Genomic DNA, 19,400 nt, shown 5'->3' with positions numbered 1-19,400 from the left:
CCCCCTCACCGGCGCCGGAGGGCGAGGATCTCGCGCCCCTCGTCGGGGGTGGCGACCTTGGCGCCCATCGACTCGATGATCGTCCGGGCGCGCTCCACGAGCTGCGCGTTGGTCGCCTTGACCCCCTTGGAGAGGTACAGGTTGTCCTCGAGGCCGACGCGCACGTGACCGCCGAGCAGCACCGACTGCGCCACCCACGGCATCTGCATCGGGCCGAGGGCGAACGACGCCCAGACGGCGTCCTCGGGCAGCTGTTGGACCATCGCCATCAGCGTCATCGGGTCGGCGGGCGCGCCGTACGGGATGCCCATGCAGAGCTGGTACATCGCGGGCGCGTCGATCAGGCCCTCCTCCACCAGCGTCTTGGCGAACCACAGGTGGCCGGTGTCGAAGATCTCCATCTCGCAGCGGACGCCGAGCTCCTGGATCTTCTTCGCGCCCTCGCGGAGCATGTCGGGGGTGCTGACGTAGACCAGGCTGCCCTCGCCGAAGTTGAGGCTGCCGCAGTCGAGCGTGCAGATGTCGGGCAGCAGCTCCTCGACGTGGGGGAGCCGGTCGACGCCGCGCACCAGGTCGGTGCCCTCGACGAAGGTGGTCGGGTCGTGCGGGTCGAGCATCAGGTCGCCGCCCATGCCGGCGGTCGTGTTGATGATGACGTCGACGTCGGAGGCCCGAACCCGCTCGACCACCTCGCGGTAGAGCGCCACGTCCCGGGAACCTTTGCCGGTCTCAGGGTCACGGACGTGGATGTGGATGATGGTCGCGCCGGCGCGGGCGGCCGCGATGCCGGACTCGGCGATCTGCTCGGGCGTCACCGGGACGTGCTCGGAGCGGCCGACCGTGTCGCCGGCACCGGTCAGGGCACAGGTGATCATGACGTTGCGGTTCATGGGGGGTCTCCCTTCAGTCAGGGGTTCGTGCTGGGTCGAGGAGGTCGAGGAGTGCGTGGATGCCGAGGTAGCTGAGGTCCCGGGCCTGCCGGTCGACGAGGAAGTCGTCGTAGGGCCACAGCGAGGTCTTCACCACCACCGCGCCGGTATGTCGGTCGGCAGCGGCGAGCTGACCGCGGCTGCCGTCGGCGGTGACGCGGCCGCCTGACGGGTCCAGCGGCCACCAGTGGCGGCCGAAGCCGGCGTGGGTCGTGATGCTGCTGGGCAGCCGGCCCGGCGCGAGGAACGGGTACGGCGGCCGCGCGGCATCCTCAGCCCACGCAGCGTCCAGCAGCCGACGACCGTCGACAGCGCGTCCGTCGACGGCGAGCAGGGCGACCCGCGCCCAGTCCCGCGCGCTCGCGGCCAACCCGCCGCCCGCGAGCGCCGCGCCGGAGCCGTCGACGGCAACCACTGCGTCGCTGGTGCAGCCGAGGTCCCTCCAGAGCCGGGCCACCTCGGTGGCGTAGGAGCGGCCGGTCGCGCGCTCACGCACCCAGTCGAGCACCTGCGAGTCCGCGGTGCTGTAGGCGAACCTGGTGCCGGGAACGACCGCCGGCCCCACCCCGTGGAGCAGGGCACGCGAGTCGCCGCCGTCGGCGAACGCTGCCAGCAGCCGCGACGCGGGGCCACGGGGGTCGCGGTGGTCCTCGACCCAGTCGGTCCCGCTCGTCATCGTCAGCAGGTCGTGGACGGTCGTGCCGTCGTAGCCGGTGCCGCGCAGCTCGGGCACGAGGGCCGTCACGGCGTCCGACAGCGCCAGCGCTCCCTCGCCCACGGCGCGGCCGACGAGATGCGCCAGCACCGACTTGGTCATCGAGGCGCCCAGGAACAAGGTCTCGCGGCCCACCTCGTCGGCGTACCACTCGTGGACGACCACCCCGCGGTCCAGCACCAGCAGCGACGTCGTCCACGTCGCTGCGACCCACTCGCCGAGGTCGTGCAGGCGCCCGGCGCCCGCGACCTCGACCGCGACCGGCCGCAGGTCGACCGGCAGCTCGCTGCTGCCTCCCGCGGGCACGACGACATGACCCCACCCCGGCTCGTGCTGGGGGTCGGCGAACCGCAGGTCCGAGAGGCGGGCGCCCCCGGTGGAGGTGGGCACGGGCCTAGTCGATCCGCGGGCTGTTGGAGAGGAGCTTGCGGGTGTAGTCCTGCTGCGGCGTGTCCATGACGGTCACGACCGAGCCGGCCTCGACCACCCGGCCGGCCTGGAGGATCTCCACGCGAGCAGCGATGGAGCGGACCAGTGCCAGGTTGTGCGTGACGAACAGCATGCTGATGCCGCGCTCGAGCCGGAGCCCCTCGAGCAGCTCGACGATCGAGCCCTGCACCGACACGTCGAGGGCCGAGGTGATCTCGTCGCAGATCATCACGTCCGGCTCCGCGGCGAGCGCCCGGGCGATGGCGACCCGCTGCCGCTCACCGCCGGAGAGCCGGCTCGCCGGGTAGTGCAGCATCTGCGACCCCAGCGCCACCTGCCCCATCAGCTCCACCACGCGCTCGGTGGCCTCCTTGCCCTTGGCCAGCCCGAAGAGCTCCATCGGCCGTTTGATGATCTGCTCGATCGACAGTCGCGGGTTCAGCGAGAGGTAGGGGTTCTGGAAGATGTACTGCATCCGGCGGCGGTCGTCGGCGCTGCGCCTGCGGGCGCTGTTGGCCAGCCGGCGTCCCTCGAAGGTGATGTCCCCGGTCCAGTCCTTGTGCAGGCCTCCTACCGAGCGGGAGATCGTGGTCTTGCCGCTGCCGGACTCGCCGACCAGGGCGACCACCTCGCCCTTGGCCAGGTTGAAGCTCACGTCGTGCACGACGTGCTTGCGTCCGTAGAAGACGTCGAGCCTCTCGACCGAGAGGATGACGTCGCGCGGCTTCTCCGGGTCGGCGTCCGGCACCGTGCCGAGGTTGATGTCCCAGGTGCCGATCTCCCCGACCCGGTGGCAACGGGCCTCGTGCTCCGGCGCCACGGTGCGCAGCTCCGGCACCTCCTGCCGGCACCGGTCCACCACGAACGCGCAGCGGTCGTTGAAGCGGCACCCGTCCGGCCGGCGGCCGGGGGAGGGGGTCCGGCCCGGGATGCCCTTGAGCGCCCGGGCCTGGCTGAGGTGCGGGATCGAGTCGAGCAGGGCGCGGGTGTAGGGATGGGCGGGGTTGGCGAAGATGGTGTCCCGCGGGCCGAGCTCGGCGATCTGACCGGCATACATCACCGCGACCCGGTCGGCGATGTTCGCCACCACCGCGAGGTCGTGGGTGACGTAGAGCGCGCTGACGCCGTACGCGCGGCACAGCTCGGCCATGGTGTCGAGCACCATCTTCTGCGTGGTGACGTCGAGGCCGGTGGTCGGCTCGTCGAGCACCAGCACCTTCGGCTTGGGCAGGAACGCCATCGCCAGCGCCACCCGCTGCACCTGGCCGCCGGAGAGCTGGTGGGCGTAGCGCTTGAGGAACTCGTCGTCGGTCGGCAGCCCCACCTCGGCGAGGCCGTCGCGGGCCGCCTGCAGCCGCGACTCGCTGGTGCCGATGCCGCGCAGCTGCTGGAGCTCGACCAGCTGCTTGCCGATCCGGATGCTCGGGTTGAGAGCGGAGGCCGGGTCCTGCGGGACGTAGGCGATCTCCTCCCCGCGCAGCTTGCGGACCTCCTTCCAGTGCATCTTGAGCACGTCGCGGTCCTCGAGGAGGACCTTGCCCGAGGAGATGAACGCGCCGGCCCGCGAGTAGTTGAGCAGCGAGGTGCCGACCGTCGTCTTGCCGGACCCGGACTCACCGACGAGGCCGACCACCTCGCCCGGCTTGAGGACCAGGTCGATGTCGTCGACGACGTCGACCTCCCTGCCGGTGAGGCTGACGCCGAGGTCCTCGATGATCAGGCCGGTGGTCGCCCTCACCTCGTGGCCCTGGCCCGCGTCGGGGGTGGTGGTCGCCATCAGTCGTCGCCTCTCTGGCTGATCTGGGCGAGCCCGTCCGCCATCAGGTTGGTCGCGATCGTGAAGATGGCGATCACCAGCACCGGTGCCATCACGGCCCAGGGCTGGGTCTGCAGGCCGAGTCGGTTCTCGTTCATCATCTGGCCCCAGTTCGCCGCACCCGGGTCGGCGGCGAAGCCGAGGAAGCCCAGGGCGGCGACGACGCCGATCGAGTAGGTGAGTCGCAGGCCGGCCTCGGCCAGCAGCGGTCCGGTCATGTTGGGCAGCACCTCGGCGAGGATGATGCGCGACCGCTTCTCGCCCAGCGCCTCGGCGGCGACCACGAAGTCCCGCGAGACGATCCCGAGGGCGACCCCGCGGGACACCCTGGCCACGCGCGGGGCGTGCGAGGCGCCGATGAGCAGGATGATCACCCAGGACGCGGGGTTCTCGAGCGCGGTCAGGACGACGAGTGCGAGCAGGATCTGCGGGAAGGCGAGCAGCACGTCGTTGAGCCGCATGATCACCTCGTCCCACCAGCCGCCGGCGTACGCCGCCACGACGCCGATGAGGACCCCGACGACCATGCCGAGCAGGGTGGCCAGCACCGAGATCGCCAGGACCGACTGACCGCCGTGCATCACCCGGCTCAGCACGTCCTGGCCGAGGTAGTCGGTGCCGAACACGCCGTCCTTGGCGTACGGCGGCCCGGCGGTCTCCTTCTCACCGTACGGAGCGAAGAACGGTGCGACGACCGCGAAGAGCACGACCAGCACGGTGACCGTGAAGCCGAACGCGAACCGCTTCTGCCGGAGCGCACGCCGGAGGAAGCCGGCCGGTGCGGGCCCGGACGGGGCCGCGGGTGTCCCGGACGTTCCTGATATCCCTGATGTCTCTGTGCTCATGAGGAGATCGCCGTCCTCGCTCGGGGTGTCAGCAGGATCGAGAGGACGTCGGCGACGAGGTTCACCACGATGTAGACACCCGCGATGATCATGCTGAGCGCCTGGACCATCGGGACGTCGTGGTTGCGGACCGAGTCGACGAGCTGCTTGCCCACGCCGGGGTAGGCGAACAGGGTCTCGACGAGGACGACACCACCGGCCAGCCACGCCAGCTGGAGGGCGATGACCTGGATGCCGGGCACGATCGCGTTGAGCAGGGCGTGCTTGCGCATCACCACGGCCTCCGGGATGCCCTTGAGCCGAGCCAGCTCCACGTAGTCGCTGTCGAGGACCTCGAGCAGCGTCGCCCGGACGATCCGCGACACGTACGGCGTCACCGCGAGCACCAGGGTCGCCACCGGCAGCACCATGCCCTTGGGCTCGTCCCAGGGATGACCGTCCAACGTCGAGATGGTCACGGCGGGGAAGACGTGGAAGACCGAGGTCGAGAGGAGTGCGACCAGCAGGATGCCGGTCACGAACTCGGGCACGCCGGCCAGCGCCAGCAGGATCGTCTGGATGACCGTGTCGGGACGCCGCCGCCGGAAGTGCGCGGAGATCATCGCGATGCCGAAGGCGAGCGGGATCATCACCAGGGCCGACAGGAGGACGAGCACCAGCGTGTTCGCCACGGTGCTGGAGATCTGCTCCCAGACCGGCAGCTGGTTGGCCAGCGAGGTGCCGAAGTCGCCGGTCACCAGGCCGCCCAGCCAGTCGAGGTAGCGGCTCACGATGGAGTCGCCCACGCCCAGCTGGGCCTCGAGCTGTTCGCGTCGGGCGACGTTCGTCTCGTAGTCGCGACCGAGGATCGCGCGCACCGGGTCGCCGAGGGCGGCGGTGGCGAGGAAGACCACGACCGACACGAGCCACAGGGTCAGGACGGCCAGCCCGAGGCGGCGTGCCAGCCACAGGGCCCACGCCGCCCCGCCGGAGCGACCCCGAGGAGGTGCGCCCTCCGCGAGCGGGTCGGGGAGGGTCGCTTCCAGGGTCATGTCAGACCGAGACCTTGCTGAACTTGTAGTTGCCGAGCGGGAGGTACTTGCTCGGTTCGAGGCCGCTGACGGTGGATGCGTAGGCGTCCACCTGCTTGCGGAAGCCCCAGATGATGAGGCCGCCCTCGTTGTACTCGATCTCCTGCGCCTGGTGGACCAGCTCGGCCCGCTTGGCCTCGTCCACCTCCTTGGCGGCGGCGTTGACGAGCTCGCGGTGCTCCTCGTTGTCCCAGTGGGTCTCGTTGTAGGTGCCACCGAGCTCGGGCGGGAACGTCCCCACGACGGCCTGCGGGATGTAGTTGCGGGTGTTCCAGAAGTCCTGGGCGAACGTGTAGGACAGGTAGTCGTCGTCGTAGAACGGCGTCTTCTTGGTGACCTTGACCTCGACGCCGGCGGCCTTGGCCTGCTCGGCGAAGAGGTTCGCCGCCGGGACGGCGACCGAGCCGATGTCGTCGCCGGTGAAGAGCTCGACCTGCAGCCCCTCGGCTCCGGCGGACGCGAGCAGCGACTTGGCCTGGTCGATGTCCTGCTCGCGCTGAGGCAGGTCGTCGGCGTACATGACGTCGAGCGGTGCGTACAGGTCGTTGCCCAGCGTTCCGTAGCCGCTCAGGGTCTGGTCGATCATCGCCTGCCGGTCGACGATCAGGCGCATCGCCTGGCGCACCCGGACGTCGTTGAACGGCGCCTGGTCGACCCGCATGGTGAACGGCACCCACTGGCCGCCGTCCGCCTCGAGCACGCCGCCGCCCGCGCCCTTGATGGTCTCGATCAGGTTGTAGGGGAGGTTGTCCAGGGTCTGGATCTGGTTGGCCTGGAAGGCGTTGACCTTGGCGTTGTCGTCGTTGAAGTCCTGGATCACCAGCTCGTCGAGCAGCGCCGCCTCGCCCCAGTAGTCGTCGTACCGGGTGAAGGTGCTGGACTTGCCCGCCTCGAAGGACTTGTAGGCGAACGGACCGGTGCCGACCGGGTTGGCGGGGTCGAACTCGCCGCCCGGGATGATGCCGAGCGTGTACTCGGCCAGCAGCGAGTCGAGCAGCGCGTACGGCGTGTTGAGGACGATCTGCAGCGTGGCGTCGTCGACGACCTTCGAGGACTCGAAGTCGATGATCGTCGAGAGCTGGCCGCCGGCGGACAGCGGCGCCTTGGGATCGGCCACCCGGCGGATGCTGAGCCAGGCGTCCTCGGCGGTGACCGTCTGGCCGTTGTGGAACGTGACGCCCTGGCGCATGTTGATCGTCCAGGTCCTCGCGTCGGACGAGGGCTCCACCGACTCGGCGAGTGCCGGCTCGAGCTCGTAGTTGTTGTTCCAGAACAGCAGCGGCTCGTAGAGGTTGCAGCACCGGGAGATGTCGGCGGCCTGGACGGGCTGGTGCGGGTCGAGCGTGTCCTTGCTGCCACCGCCGGTGGCACCGTGGATCAGCTGGCCGCCCCTGCCGCCACCGCCGCCACCGCCGCTGTCGCTGCCGCAGGCTGACAGGAACGCGCTGCCGCCGACGACGGCTGCCGCGCCGAGTCCGGAGTACTTGATCATCGAGCGCCGGGAGAGACCGGGGCTGATCCGAGGCTGGTTCACTTGGTGACTCCTCTGTTTCACTATCCGAACATCGGCTATGTGATGAAGCGAACATAAAGTCGCGTGCAGCGCTGGTCAATGGCTAACGAGGAGGGTTTGTGATGGTGCGTTATGCGCAACACGCTGTGTCAAGCGCAACGACGGCACCTCGCGAGGCCCCCGTCGTGCAGTCCGTCGAGCGTGCTGCCGCCCTGCTCAGGGCGGTCGCCTCGGCCGGCGGCGCCGACAGCACAGCCACCGCGCTCGCCGAGAAGGTCGGCCTCAACCGGACCACGGCCTGGCGGATCCTCGCGACCCTGGAGCAGCAGCGACTGGTGAGCCTGGACCGCCGGACCGGGCGGTACTCGCTCGGTTTCGGGCTCATCGACCTGGCCGGTCAGGCGGGTGGGGAGTCGATGGTGCGCAGGGCCCACGCCGTGCTCGCGCGGATCGCGGCGAAGACCGGCGAGACGGCGGCGCTCGCGGTGATGCGCGACGGTGACCTGACCTACGTCGCGGAGGCGGTGGCCGGCGCGATCGTCTCGGTCACCTGGCAGGGCCGTCCGGTCTCGCTGCACGCGACGTCGACGGGCAAGGCCCTGCTCGCGTTCTCCGGGGGCGACGAGGTGCGTGAGCTGCTGGACCTTCCCTTCGGAGGCCGCCTGCAGCGGTTCACGCCCTCGACGATCACCTCACGTGCGGCGCTGGCGCGCGAGCTGACGAGCACCCGCGAGCGCGGCTACTCCGAGTGCCGGGGCGAGTTCGACGAGTCTGCCTGGGGAGTCTCCGCGCCCGTGCTCGACGCCGCGGGCCGACCGGTCGCCGTGATCAGCATCTGGGGGCCGCCCGAGCGGGTCACGGCCAAGCGCTTCCCGACCTTGGGTCGGCTCGTCCTCGCCGGAGCCGAGGAGCTCGCCGGCCGCTGAGCGGGCCGACCGAAGCCGGCTCAGGCGTCCGCAGCGAGCCGGAACCCGAGGTTGCCCGCGCTCGAGTCCGCGGACTGTCGCTGCCGAGCCGAGACCCGGTAGCGACGGCAGTACGACGCGTGGCACAGGTAGGAGCCACCGCGGGTGACCCCGTCGGGACCGTCGGTCTCCCAGTCGCCCGCGCACCACTCCCAGACGTTGCCGGTCATGTTGTGCAGACCGAAGCCGTTCGCAGGGAAGGCGTCGACGGGACACGTGCCTCGCCAACCGTCCGCTCCGGTGTCCTCGGTCGGGAACGTGCCCTGCCAGACGTTCATCCGGTGCCGGTCGTCGGGCTCGAGCTCGGAGCCCCACGGGAACGGCTGGCCCACCAGCCCGCCGCGGGCGGCGCGCTCCCACTCGGCCTCGCTCGGCAACCGGGCGCCCCGCCACCCGGCGTACGCCTCGGCGTCGGCCCGGGAGACGTGGACGACCGGGTGGTCCGCCAGCCCCGAGAGCCCGGAGTGCGGGCCCGTCGGGTGCTCCCACGACGCACCGAGCACCTCCCGCCACCACGGCGCCTCGGCGACGCCGCGGGTGGGTGGGAAGTCATCGGGCAGGAAGCCTGCGAAGACGAACGACGAGCCGAACGTCTCCGACTCCGTGCGGTAGCCCGTCGCGGCGACGAACCGGGCGAACTCGGCGTTGGTCACCGCGCAGGGCGCGATCCGGAACGTCTCCACGTCGACCTCGCGGACCGGCCACTCCTCCGGGTGCTGGGGGTCGTCACTACCGACCAGGGTCGTCCCGCCGGCGATCTCCACGAGCTCCGGCGCCGGCCCACCGTGCGTCCGCGGGGTCGGCGCGCCCGACGAGCTCTCCGGTCGGTCTGCCGGGCGTGAGGGCGCGCAGCAGCCGCTCACTGGTGGACCATGACGACACGGTCGCGCTCCTCGTCGGTCCCCGGGTCGGCCACGTCGTCGAGGTCGAACCGCACCCGGTGGATGAGACCTTCGAACGCATTGCGCACCGGGAGGTAGTCGTCGACCACCGGCGTGCCGCGGTCGACGCCGACGTTGAAGGTCTCGTCGAAGGAGAAGTAGTACGCCGTGGTGACGGGAACCCGGCCCGATCCGACGGACGCACCGTCGACCTCGAGCGTCACGGAGGCGCCGCTCCCGGGCGGGCCGCCGTCGTAGTCGAACCGGACCACCAGGTCGTGCCGCCCGGGCGGCATCGGCTTGCCGCCGCGCACGACGGTGAGGTCACGGCCCGCGAAGTTGTAGGCGTAGTGCGGCACGCCGTTGACGAGGTAGAGCGACCAGCCCCCGAACCGCCCGCCCTGGGCGACCACCACACCGTTGGTGCCGGTGACCAGCTCCAGGTCGGCGGTGATGACGTGCGAGCGGTTCTTCACGTTGGGAGCCGCCTCCTCGGTCAGCCGCCCCACCCGGGGGCCGAAGGAGAGAGACCGGCGCCCGAGGTGCAGGTCCAGTCGGCCGGCCACGTCGGGGTTCTCCCGCTCGGTCACCCGGTCGTCGAGCGGGAGGACGTTGAACCGCTCGGCTTCCTGGAGGAACAGCGCCTTGAGCTCGCGCAGCTTCTCCGGGTGCTCGGCCGCCACGTCGCGGGCCTGGCTCCAGTCACCGCTGGTGTGGTCGTAGAGCTCCCAGACGTCGTCCTCGAACGGACGGTCGGGGGTGTCGACCATCTCCCAGGGGATGCCGTGGCGGGTCACCGCGGTCCAGCCGTCGCAGTAGATGCCGCGGTTGCCGATCATCTCGAAGTACTGCGTGGTCCGGCGGTCCTGTGCCTGCGGGTCGTCGAAGCTGTAGCGCAGGCTGGTGCCCTCGATCGGCTGCTGCGGGACGCCGCCGTAGGTCTCCGGGTGCGGGACGCCCGCCGCCTCGAGGATCGTCGGCAGCACGTCGATCACGTGGTGCCACTGGTGCCGGATCTCCCCGCGAGCCTCGATGCCGTTGCCCCAGCGCACGATCATCCCGTCACGGGTGCCACCGAGGTGCGCCAGCTGCTTGGTCCACGGGTAGGGCGTGTTCATGGCCAGGGCCCAGCCGACCGGGTAGATGGCGTACGTCGTGGGGTCGCCGAGCGTCTCCAGCCGGGCGGCCATGTCGGCCGTCTGGTCCTGGATCCCGTGGCCGACGAGGTGCTCCCGGAAGGTGCCGCGCGGCCCGCCCTCGCCGGAGGCACCGTTGTCCCCGAGCAGGTAGAAGATCAGCGTGTCGTCCAGCACCCCCATCTCCTCGAGCGCGTCGACGAGCCGACCGACCTGCACGTCGGCGTGCTCGGCGAAGCCGGCGTAGGTCTCCATGAACTTCGCGGCGACCCGTTGCTCGGTCTCGTCGAGCTCGTCCCAGTGGGGCACTCCCTCGGCCCACGGCGACAGCTCGGCGCTGCCGGGCACGATGCCGAGCTCCTTCTGGCGGGCGAGCGTGGCCTCCCGCTGCGCGTCCCAGCCGGCGTCGAACCGGCCGGCGTACTTGTCGCGCCACTCGGCGGCGACGTGGAACGGGGCGTGGGTCGCGCCGAGGGCGACGTAGGTGAAGAACGGTCGGTCGGGCGTGATCGCCTGCTGGTTCTCGATCCAGGAGATCGCCTTCTCCACGAGGTCCTCGGAGAGGTGGTAGCCGTCCTCGGGCAGCTTGTCGGGCTCGATCGCGTACCGACCCTGGTAGAGCTGGGGGTACCAGTGGTTCATCTCCGCGCCCATGAACCCGTAGAAGTAGTCGAAGCCCTCACCCATCGGCCACCGGGGGAACGGCCCGCTCGGGCTGACCTCCACCGGCGGCGTCTGGTGCCACTTGCCGATCGCAGCGGTGCAGTACCCGTTGCCGCTCAGGATCTGGGCGATCGTCGCGGCGCTCGCCGGCCGGTAGCCGTGGTAGCCGGGCTCCGGGGTGGACATCTCGCTGGTGACGCCCATCCCCACGGAGTGGTGGTTGCGGCCGGTCATCAGCGCCTGGCGGGTGGGGGAGCACAGCGAGGTCACGTGGAAGCGGCTGTAGCGCAGGCCCTCGTCGGCGAGTCGCTGCGCGGTCGGCATCTCGCAAGGTCCGCCGTACGGCGAGGAGGCGCCGAACCCCATGTCGTCGATGAGCACGACGACGACGTTCGGAGCCCCCTTGTCGGTCTCCACCGGGCGGATCGGCCGGGCGGTGGTGTCGACGTCGAGCGGGAGGCGCGTGCGGTCGGGCTGGTCTGTCACGAGCCGGAGTCTCGCACGACGGTTCGGCGCCGGCACAGGACTTCTTCAGCGGCCCTTCCACACCGGCGGGCGCTTCTCGGCGAAGGCGCGGAACCCCTCGACCCCGTCCTCCGAGGAGTAGAGCGTCGCAACCGTCGGGAGGCGGCTGCTGGTGACCAGGTCCAGCGCCTCCTGGAAGCCGAGCGACTCGGCGGCCCGCGCGGTCTCCTTGATCGCGGCGAACACCAGCGGCGGTCCGGAGGCGAGCAAGCGGGCGGTCTCCCAGGCCCGGGCGCGGACCGCCTCTCCGTCGGGGACCACCTCGTTCACCAGCCCCCAGCGGGCGGCCTCCTCCGCGGGCATCCAGCGTCCGGTCAGGAGCAGCTCCATCGCCACGTGGTAGGGCATCCGCTTGGGAAGCTTGATCGTGGCGGCGTCGGCGAGGGTGCCGGCGTTGATCTCGGGCAGGCCGAACGTCGACGTCGCCGAGGCGTAGATCAGGTCGCACGACAGCGCGAGCTCGAAGCCGCCGCCGACCGCCATGCCGTGGACCGCCGCGATCACCGGCTTGTTGAGTCCGGGCAGCTCCTGGAGCCCGCCGAAGCCGCCGACGCCGTACTCGCCCTGGATCGCGGCACCCTCGGCCGCGGCCTTGAGGTCCCAACCGGCGCAGAAGAACTTGTCGCCCTCCGTGCGCACGATCGCGACCCGGAGCTCGGGGTCGTCGCGGAACGTCGCGAACACCTCGCCCATGGCCCGACTCGTCGCGAGATCGATGGCGTTGGCCGGCGGCCGGTCCAGCGTGACCTCGAGGACGCGGTCCTCGACGTGAGCCTTCAGGACGTCGTTCATCTCAGGCTCCCAGGGGACGCAGCATCGACCGGCTGATGATGTGGCGTTGGATCTCCGAGGTCCCGTCCCAGATCCGCTCGATCCGGGCATCCCGCCAGATCCGCTCGAGCGGGAGCTCGTCCATGAGACCCATGCCGCCGTGGATCTGGATCGCCTCGTCGGCCACCATCGCGAGCATCTCGGTGGCCTTGACCTTGGCCATGGCGATGTCCGCGTCGGTGGCGGTGCCCTGGTCGACCTTCCACGCGGCGTGCAGGGTCATCAGCTCGGCGGCCTGCAGCTCGGTCGCCATGTCCGCGAGCTTGAAGCCGATGCCCTGGAACCTCCCGATCGGCTGGCCGAACTGCTCGCGGGTCGCCGCGTGCTGGGCCGAGAGCTCGAGCGCGCGCTCGGCCCGGCCGAGGCAGGAGGCGGCGACCTGGAGCCGGGTGGAGCCGAGCCACTCGCCGGAGAGCTCGAACCCCTTGCCCACCTCGCCGAGCACGGCGTCGTCGCCGACCCGCACGTCGTCGAAGTCGAGGATCGAGTTGGTGTAGCCGCGGTGCGACACGTTGCGGTAGCCGTCGTGCACGGCGACGCCGGGGGTGTCGAGGTCGATCAGGAAGATGGTCATCTGCGTGCGTCCGGCGTCGTCGCTGCCGGTCGCCGCCACCAGGATCACGAAGTCGGCCTCGTCGGCGTGGCTGATGAAGTGCTTGGACCCCTTGATCCGCCAGCCCCCGTCAGCACCGTCGTCCCGGGTGGCCTTCGTCCGCATGGCGCGCATGTCGGACCCGGCGCCCGGCTCGGTCATCGCCAGGCAGTCGATCTTCTCGCCGCGGACGGTCGGGTAGAGGTACTTCTCACGCTGCGCCTCGGTGCCGGCGAGCAGGATGTTCGACGGGCGCGGGACGCCGCAGTACTGCAGCGCGTAGCTGGCGCGGCCGAGCTCCTTCTCGTAGAGCACCCAGGTGACCGTGTCGAGGCCGGCGCCGCCGACCTCCTCGGGCATGTTGGCGGCGTAGAGCCCCGCGGCCAGCGCCTTGCGGCGGATCTCGGCGGCGAGCTCGGGGCGGAGCACACCCGTGCGCTCGACCTCCTCCTCGTGGGGGTAGAGCTCCTTCTCGACGAACGTGCGCGTCGTCTCGACGATGCTGCGCTGCTCGTCGGTCAGCCCGAAGTCCATCGCTACCTCTCTCCCTGGTGGTCGAGCCTGTCGTGACCCTGGGCCAGTGCCGCCGCGGCGGCCGCTCGGCCCGTGCGGACCGCACCCTCCATGTAGCCGGCGACCCACTGGTCGGAGCCGCAGACGTAGAAGGGCGGTTCGTGCGTGCCGTGCAGCGGACCGACGAGCTCGACGTCGCCGGGCCGCCAGTTCGTGACGTACCCCTGGGTCCAGGGATCGCTGCCCCAGAGCCGGGTCCAGGTGCGCAGCGGCGCCTCGGCCTCCGGGCCGTACAGCTCGGCGACCTGGGCGAGCGCCTCGCGGGTGCGGGTGTCAGCGTCGCTGCTCGCGAACGCGGCGAAGCGTTCGGGAGGCACGAGGGCGGACAGCACGCCGTCCTGCTGCGGCCAGGTCGAGCCGAGCACGCCCTCGCTCTCCGACAGTGCGTTCTGGCCACGGTCCCGCCAGAACGGGTGGTCGTAGGCCGCGACGAACTTCGCCGCCCAGGCGTGCCGCTGCCGCCGGAGCGAGGTGAGCCGGTCCTCGCTGACGCCCTCGATCTCGATGTCGCGGGCCGGGCCCGAGGGGACCGCGAGCACCACGGCCCGGGCGTCGACCCGCTCGCCGGTGGCCGTGGTCACCGCGCAGCCGGGGGCGCCGACTCGGATCCGTGCCACCGGCGTGGAGAGGCGGACGTCGCGCAGCGCGGCGGCCATCGTCAGCGCGACGGTCGCCGAGCCCTCGGTGACCCGGAGGTTCTCCCACTGCTCGACGTCGTAGCTGCCAGTGGTGCCGCCGACGACGATCTTGCGGGCGTAGGCGAACAGGCTCTGCCGCTCGATCGAGCCGTCGGAGAGGCTGAGGTGGACGAGCTCCCAGAGCCGGAGCACGTTGGCGGTCGCCCCCACCTCCCGCAGCCAGTCGCCGACGCTGAGCCGGTCGAGCCGGCCGAGGTCCGGGCAGGTCCACGGGTCGTCGGGGTCGATGGAGGAGCAGATCTTGTCGAGCGCCGCCTCGACCACGTCGTAGGACGCGCGGTCGGCGTCGGTGCACCACGCCGGCCAGTCGCCGACGTCGATGCTCTCCGTGACCTGGCGGGTGATCTCGCCGGGCTCGGCGACGTAGGACGGGACCAGCGTCAGGCCGAGCTCCGCGACGAGCCCGAGGTAGCTGGTGTGCGCGGTGCCGACGACCTCGCCGCCGAGCTGGACCCGGCGGCCGTCGGGCAGCTCCTCCTGCTCGACGCGACCCCCGACCCGGGGCCGCGCCTCGAGGACGACGACCTCGGCGCCGCCCGCCTCCAGGTCGCGGGCGGCCGCGAGCCCGGCGAGGCCGGCGCCGACGACGACGACGTCCGCGCGGGTCACCGGAGCACCACCGTGTGCTCGGGGAGCCAGCCGGCCTCGACCCGGTCGCCCGGGCTCCAGCGGTCCTCGGCCCGCATCCGGGGCAGGTTCTGCTCGAGGACGGTCAGCGTGAGGTCGGGGCCGACCGAGACGACGTACTGCGTGGTGGCGCCGTGGTAGCTGGTCTCGACGATGGTGCCGGGCAGCCGGAACATCCCGGGGGTGTGCTCGGTGAGCCAGATCTTCTCGGGCCGCACCGTGACGCTCACCGGGTCGCCGTCGGCCGATCCCTGGTGGCCGGGGGCCGGGATCGAGACCGTCGGTGAGACGGACACGCAGCCGTCGGACCACAACCCGTTCATGAGGTTGCTGGTGCCGATGAAGCCGGCGGCGAACACCGAGGTCGGCCGCTCGTAGACGTCCTCGGGGGTGCCGCACTGCTCGACGACCCCGTCGCACATGATCGCGACCCGGTCGCTCATGCTCAGCGCCTCGTCCTGGTCGTGGGTGACGAACAGGAACGTGATGCCGACCTCCCGCTGGATGGACTTGAGCTCGGCCTGCATCGCCCGGCGCAGCTTGAGGTCGAGCGCGGCCAGGGGTTCGTCGAGCAGCAGCACCTTGGGCTGGTTGATGAGCGCCCGGGCGAGCGCGACCCGTTGACGCTGGCCGCCGGAGAGCCGGCTGGGCTTGTCCTTCGCGCGGTCGCCGAGCTCGACGAGCTCCAGCATCTCCGCGACCCGCTTGTCGATCGACGACCTGTCGACGCCCTTGCGGCGCAGTCCGAACCCGACGTTGCGACGGACGTCGAGGTGCTCGAACAGGGCGTAGCTCTGGAAGACCGTGTTGACGTCGCGCTTGTGCGGAGGAGTGCTCGTGACGTCCTCGCCGCCGACCAGGATCGTGCCCTCGGTCGGGTCGCTGAACCCGGCGATCATCCGCAGTGTCGTGGTCTTGCCGCAACCCGACGGGCCGAGCAGCGAGAAGAACTCGCCGCTCTCGATGTCGAGGTCGAGGTGGTCGACGACGGTCGTGCCGCCGAACCGCTTCGTCAGGCCGCGGAGGGTGACCGAGGGATTGGTCGTCGGCGCTGAGCTCATCGGCGGCCTCCGGTGATCAGGTCGAGGCTCGAGGTGCCACGGCCGAGCAGGCGCGGAAGCACCAGCGCGGCCACGATGAGCAGGGCGGACGCGAGCAGCATCAGCGTGCCGATCGCGTTGATGGCGGGGGAGACGCCGAACCGGATCGAGGAGTAGACCCGCACCGGCAGCGGCTGCGGGTCGACGCCGGTGGTGAAGAACGCCAGCACGAAGTCGTCGAAGACCAGCGCGAACACCAGCAGCCCGGCCCCGAGCAGCGCGGGCAGCAGCATCGGCAGGATGACGAGGCGGACCGCCTGGAACGGCGTGCACCCGAGGTCGCGGGCGGCCTCCTCGACCTCGAGCGCGATGCCGGCCAGCCGACCGCGGACGATCACGGTGACGTAGGCGATCGAGAACGTGATCTCGGCGAGGACCACCGTCGTCAACGACAGCTTGAGCCCGATGCCGGTGAACAGCAGCAGCGCGGCGACGCCGGTGACGATCTCCGGGGTGACCAGCGGGAGCAGGGTGACCGCGCCGATGAGGTTGCCGCGCCGCCCGCGGATGCGCTCCAGGCCCAGCGCCAGCATCGTGCCGAGGACGAGCGAGCCGAGCGTCGCCGCTGCGGCGACCTGGAGGCTGGCGACCAGCGAGTCGAGGAGCGCCTCGTTGTGGACGAGGTCGTCGTACCAGCGCAGGGAGAAGCCGGAGAACGACGACAGCGACTTCTTGTCGTTGAGGCTGAACAGCGCCACCGCCAGGATCGGCAGGTAGAGCCAGGCGAAGAACACGATCGTCACCCCGACCGCGACCACCGGCTTGCGCTCGACGCGGCGGGCCATCAGAGCTCACGCGCCTGGGTCGAGGTGGCCCGCAGGTAGGCGACCATGAGCACGGTCAGCGCGGTCATCATGCCGACGGTGAGCGCCGAGCCGAGCGGCCAGTTCTGGCCCTCCATGAACTGCTGCTGCACCAGGTTGCCCACCATGAACGTGCCGGCGCCGCCGAGCAGCTGGGCGCTGACGAAGTCGCCGAGCGCGGGGAGGAAGACCAGCAGGATCCCGCCGTACAGACCGGCCCTGGTGGCCGGAACGGTGACGAAGAAGAACGTGCGCACCGGCCCGTGGTAGAGGTCCTTGCCGGCCTCGATCAAGGACGTGTCGAGCCGCTCGAGCGAGGCGTAGATCGGCAGGATCATGAACACCACGAAGCCGTAGACCAGGCCGCCGACCACGGCGTACGACGTGTTGAGGAACGTGATCCCGTCGCTGAGACCGAGGTTGCGCAGGGCGCTGTTGACGAGACCGTCGTCGGAGAGCAGCGCCTTCCAGGCGTACATCCGGATCAGGTAGCTGGCGAAGAACGGCACCACGATTGCCGCGATCAGTGCGTTCTTGTAGCGGCCGCCGTGCAGGGCGATGACGTAGGCGACCGGGTAGGCGATCAGCAGCGAGATGGCGACGGTCGCGAGCGCGTAGCCGAGCGAGCGCAGGAACAGCTCGAGGTAGACGTCGTTCCACAGCGCCTCGTAGTTGTCGGTGCGCAGCGCGAACGCCGGGAAACCGTCGTTGGTGGTCCGCCCGAAGGACAGCAGCACCACGATCACCATGCTGGAGACGAAGAACGTCATCATCCACGCGGTCGGCAGGGCCAGCAGCAACGCCCACAGCCGGGTGCGCTGGGCCGAGCGTGGCGCGGTCCGCCGGGTCGCCTCGGCGGTCGGGGCCGCCACGTCAGCTCGCCTTCACTTCGGTCCAGACCGCCGCTCGGCGCTGGACCTCGTCGGTGCCGAGGAGCCGGAAGACGTTCTCGTTCTCGAGGTCGGAGATCTCGACGTTGCAGGCCGGCGCGTCCTTGGCGAGCTCGGCGAACGCTGGCAGGGCGTCCTTCACCGGGAACGGGTAGGAAAGGTACTTGGTGTTCTTGATGGCGTTCTCGGGCCGCAGCAGGTAGTCGATGAACACCATCGCCGTACCGGGGTGGCGGGCGTTGGTCGGGATCACGTAGGCGTCGGAGTTGATCGGACAGCCCTCGCTCGGCGCCTCGAAGTCGTACATCGTCGGGTCGTCGACCAGCCAGTTCCGGAGGTAGAGGTAGTCGCCGCTCCACATGTGGTGCACCCAGGCGTCGCCACCGACCATGTTGTTGACGTCGTCGGAGGAGTAGGCGCGCAGGTACTCCTTCTGGCTGATCAGCAGGTCCTTGATGTCGGAGAGCTCGGAGGAGTCGGCGGTGTTGACGTCGTACCCGAGCAGGAGCGCGGCCATCCCCAGTGCCTCGTCCTGGTCGTCGAGGGTGAACACGTGGCCGCGGGCCTCGTCGTTCCAGAGGTCTCGCCAGCTGCCGGTCATCGACGACACCTTGTCGGTGCGCCACCCGATGCCGGTCTTGTAGACCGTGAACGGGACGGAGGCCGCGGATCCCTCGTCGTACCAGGGGTCGTTGAAGTAGGAGCCGGAGTAGAAGACCTGCTCGGCGTTGCCGAGCTGCGCGGGGTCGATCGCGCGGATCTTGCCCTCGCGCTTGAGCTTGACGACCCACTTGGCGATCGGGAAGACGATGTCGTACTCGTTGCCGGCGGCGAGCTTGGCGTACATGCCCTCCATCGAGTCGTAGTTGGACTCGATCACCTTGACGCCGTACTCCTCCTGAAAGCCCTTGACCACCGTGGGCGCGAGGTAGTCGGCCCAGTTGAAGTAGACGAGGTCGCCGTCGATCTCGGCCTTCGCCGACTCCGGCAACGGGGCGTCGGTGGACGCGTCGTCGCGGATGTAGGCGCAGCCGGGCAACGTCAGCGACGCTCCCAGCGCCAGGCCGCCGGTCAGGAGCCCCCGCCGCGACGGGCGAGGGAGCTCGAGGCCGGCGCTCGGGATCATGCCCGTGCTCCGCCTTCGAGTGAGGCGGGGTCCGGGAGCGGCCCGTCGTGACCGACCAGGATCCCGACCGTGGTGGCGATCGTCGCCCGGGCTTCCTCGATGCCGAGGTTCGGGTCTCCGGCAAGGACCCGCGCGCCGAGTCCGTCGGTGATGGCGATCGCGGTCTCGGCGATCTGCCGCGGGTCGAGGGCGGTGGCGAAGACCCCGGTGGCGGTGCCTTCGCGGATGATGTCGGCCGTGGTGGCGTAGAGGTCCTCGTAGAGGTCGGCGCCGACCTTCGCGAGGTGCGGGTCGCGGATGCAGAGCAGTGCCAGCTCCTGCCACAGCAGCCACTCGTCGGCGCGCTGCCGGTCGCTGGGCAGGCAGCGGTCGAGGAACGACGACAGCCGCTCGGCGGCGCCGTCGCCCGCCTCGGACATCGCGCGCTGGTTGAGCTCCGCGGAGACCTCGTGGGAGTAGGTCAGCACCTCCCCGAACAGCTGCTCCTTGGTGTCGAAGTGGTAGTGCAGCAGTCCTGCCGAGACCCCTGCGGTGCGAGCGATCGAGGCCATCCTGACCCGGGCGAGCCCGTCGCGGACGATGCACTCGACGGCGGCCGCGAGGATCCGGGAGCGAGCGTCGGCAGCGGCTTGCTCACGCTGGCTGGGACGCGGGGACGACACGGCTGCACGGC

The 19,400-nt window shown here is 70.7% G+C and carries 17 protein-coding genes; 1 reads left to right on the top strand and 16 read right to left on the bottom strand.

Features of this window, described 5'->3' with window-relative positions; translation table 11 throughout:
* Positions 1-5: 5 nt before the first annotated feature.
* From DJ010_RS11415 to DJ010_RS11390, 6 genes are read right to left on the bottom strand one after another with little or no spacing between them, the layout of a single operon-like run.
* The gene (locus DJ010_RS11415) at positions 6-890 is read right to left on the bottom strand and encodes a beta-keto acid cleavage family enzyme (RefSeq protein ID WP_109693782.1); all 885 of its coding nucleotides are present in this window, start codon (positions 888-890) and stop codon (positions 6-8) included.
* Positions 891-903: 13 nt separating this feature from the next.
* Entirely contained in the window at positions 904-2,034 is a 1,131-nt protein-coding gene (locus DJ010_RS11410) for a serine hydrolase domain-containing protein (RefSeq protein WP_109693781.1), read from the bottom strand.
* A 4-nt stretch (positions 2,035-2,038) separates the two neighbouring features.
* Complete coding sequence (locus tag DJ010_RS11405) at positions 2,039-3,850, bottom strand: ABC transporter ATP-binding protein (RefSeq protein ID WP_109693780.1); 1,812 nt, start codon at positions 3,848-3,850, stop codon at positions 2,039-2,041.
* Positions 3,850-4,734: an ABC transporter permease gene (locus DJ010_RS11400; protein WP_109693779.1), complete on the bottom strand. Its 885-nt coding sequence runs from the start codon at positions 4,732-4,734 to the stop codon at positions 3,850-3,852. Before DJ010_RS11400 ends, DJ010_RS11405 begins: the two co-directional genes overlap by 1 nt.
* Positions 4,731-5,765 carry an ABC transporter permease gene (locus DJ010_RS11395; protein WP_109693778.1) on the bottom strand — a complete coding sequence of 345 codons (1,035 nt, stop codon included), beginning with the start codon at positions 5,763-5,765 and terminating at the stop codon, positions 4,731-4,733. Before DJ010_RS11395 ends, DJ010_RS11400 begins: the two co-directional genes overlap by 4 nt.
* 1 nt (position 5,766) lies before the next feature.
* Positions 5,767-7,338 carry an ABC transporter substrate-binding protein gene (locus DJ010_RS11390; protein ID WP_211318752.1) on the bottom strand — a complete coding sequence of 524 codons (1,572 nt, stop codon included), beginning with the start codon at positions 7,336-7,338 and terminating at the stop codon, positions 5,767-5,769.
* Positions 7,339-7,502: 164 nt separating this feature from the next.
* Between DJ010_RS11390 and DJ010_RS11385 the strand changes: the two genes are divergently transcribed.
* Positions 7,503-8,243, top strand: a complete 741-nt coding sequence (locus DJ010_RS11385; protein ID WP_158283003.1) for an IclR family transcriptional regulator — start codon at positions 7,503-7,505, stop codon at positions 8,241-8,243.
* Between the two features lie 20 nt (positions 8,244-8,263).
* Here the strand turns inward: DJ010_RS11385 and DJ010_RS11380 are convergent, their stop codons facing one another.
* The 10 genes from DJ010_RS11380 to DJ010_RS11335 are packed head-to-tail and all read right to left on the bottom strand — an operon-like array spanning position 8,264 to position 19,389.
* Positions 8,264-9,145, bottom strand: coding sequence for a formylglycine-generating enzyme family protein (locus DJ010_RS11380; protein WP_109693776.1), 882 nt, complete (start codon positions 9,143-9,145; stop codon positions 8,264-8,266).
* Positions 9,142-11,448, bottom strand: coding sequence for a sulfatase-like hydrolase/transferase (locus tag DJ010_RS22445; protein ID WP_211318751.1), 2,307 nt, complete (start codon positions 11,446-11,448; stop codon positions 9,142-9,144). The genes DJ010_RS11380 and DJ010_RS22445 overlap by 4 nt, the downstream gene beginning before the upstream one ends.
* A 45-nt stretch (positions 11,449-11,493) precedes the next feature.
* Positions 11,494-12,279 (bottom strand): enoyl-CoA hydratase-related protein, encoded by a 786-nt coding sequence (locus DJ010_RS11370; RefSeq protein ID WP_109693775.1) that lies wholly within the window; start codon positions 12,277-12,279, stop codon positions 11,494-11,496.
* A gap of 1 nt (position 12,280) precedes the next feature.
* The gene (locus DJ010_RS11365; protein ID WP_109693774.1) at positions 12,281-13,444 is read right to left on the bottom strand and encodes an acyl-CoA dehydrogenase family protein; all 1,164 of its coding nucleotides are present in this window, start codon (positions 13,442-13,444) and stop codon (positions 12,281-12,283) included.
* 2 nt (positions 13,445-13,446) lie between these two features.
* Positions 13,447-14,790, bottom strand: coding sequence for a flavin monoamine oxidase family protein (locus DJ010_RS11360; RefSeq protein ID WP_211318750.1), 1,344 nt, complete (start codon positions 14,788-14,790; stop codon positions 13,447-13,449).
* Positions 14,787-15,869: an ABC transporter ATP-binding protein gene (locus DJ010_RS11355; protein ID WP_109693773.1), complete on the bottom strand. Its 1,083-nt coding sequence runs from the start codon at positions 15,867-15,869 to the stop codon at positions 14,787-14,789. The genes DJ010_RS11360 and DJ010_RS11355 overlap by 4 nt, the downstream gene beginning before the upstream one ends.
* A complete protein-coding gene (locus tag DJ010_RS11350; RefSeq protein ID WP_109693772.1) occupies positions 15,866-16,693 on the bottom strand; it encodes an ABC transporter permease in 828 nt (275 codons plus the stop codon). Before DJ010_RS11350 ends, DJ010_RS11355 begins: the two co-directional genes overlap by 4 nt.
* The gene (locus DJ010_RS11345; protein WP_109693771.1) at positions 16,693-17,583 is read right to left on the bottom strand and encodes an ABC transporter permease; all 891 of its coding nucleotides are present in this window, start codon (positions 17,581-17,583) and stop codon (positions 16,693-16,695) included. Before DJ010_RS11345 ends, DJ010_RS11350 begins: the two co-directional genes overlap by 1 nt.
* Position 17,584: 1 nt before the next feature.
* Positions 17,585-18,727 carry a polyamine ABC transporter substrate-binding protein gene (locus DJ010_RS11340; RefSeq protein ID WP_109693770.1) on the bottom strand — a complete coding sequence of 381 codons (1,143 nt, stop codon included), beginning with the start codon at positions 18,725-18,727 and terminating at the stop codon, positions 17,585-17,587.
* Entirely contained in the window at positions 18,724-19,389 is a 666-nt protein-coding gene (locus tag DJ010_RS11335) for a TetR/AcrR family transcriptional regulator (RefSeq protein WP_109693769.1), read from the bottom strand. The genes DJ010_RS11340 and DJ010_RS11335 overlap by 4 nt, the downstream gene beginning before the upstream one ends.
* Between the last annotated feature and the right edge of the window lie 11 nt (positions 19,390-19,400).

Source organism: Nocardioides silvaticus, from assembly GCF_003160695.1.
Classification (GTDB): domain Bacteria; phylum Actinomycetota; class Actinomycetes; order Propionibacteriales; family Nocardioidaceae; genus Nocardioides; species Nocardioides silvaticus.
This window is presented reverse-complemented; position numbering and strand designations above follow the sequence as displayed.